Below are 740 nucleotides of genomic sequence, written 5' to 3'. Positions count from 1 at the left end.
CATACTAGCGCTATTGGATCGTTTTGAACAAGAGTGCGCCTGTTTGCTGTGCCATTTTTTTTGAAAATTTCCACTTCGACTTGTTAAAAGTGGCTTTTTCCAGGCAAACCCAATGACGCCACAGCCTAGCCCCGGTGATGAGAACGCCTCATTTCTGCATCGCCCAACGCTAATGACTTTGAATCATGCCCTTCGAGTTTCAGCCGGAATGCTGTATCAGCCCGGATCGAGAGCGCGATCGCCCCTTACACATTCATCCTCACCACTGGCACGAGCTAACAGTTGGCAGCGCTATTCTGCCTGAGATCGCCGACCTCAACTTCCGCAGCTTGTCAGGCGACGGAATTATCGAGTGGCTCGCAGGTGACGAGCTGGCCCAGCTCAGCGGCTACTCTAGCCAGTACGTCACCGCCCCGGTCAAACGCATCTTTGAGCGCTACCAATCGGTTATCACGGGCGGCTGGGCCTTCTCAGGACTCGATCCGCTGCGCCGCTTTGAGTCGATGGAATGGGGCTGCTTCAAGCCTGATAGCCCCAGGCTCAGCCAAGACGGTAAGCCCGTTAAGTATGAGCATCCCGCCAAAACTCAGACACGGCTGTTCATTCCCAGGCCCTCTAGAAACGTGGGCCTCAAGATTGCCCACAGACACGGTCTTGAGAGCGCCTACAGAACGCGGATACCAGACCCCAAGCCAGGCTCCTGGGATGAAGGTTTTTTTAGCTGGTGGCTGTCACTCGAT

At 55.0% G+C, this 740-nt stretch carries 1 pseudogene; it reads left to right on the top strand.

Annotated elements, in window-relative coordinates:
- Window positions 1-185: 185 nt before the first annotated feature.
- Window positions 186-740, top strand: a pseudogene (locus QJQ48_RS27980) (hypothetical protein); the annotation flags it as partial.

Origin of the sequence: Sphaerothrix gracilis Ecp01 (genome assembly GCF_030405905.1) — a bacterium.
Lineage (GTDB): Bacteria > Cyanobacteriota > Cyanobacteriia > Phormidesmidales > Phormidesmidaceae > Sphaerothrix > Sphaerothrix gracilis.
Note: the sequence above shows the minus strand (reverse complement) of the source record. Positions and strands in the feature narration are given on the sequence as shown.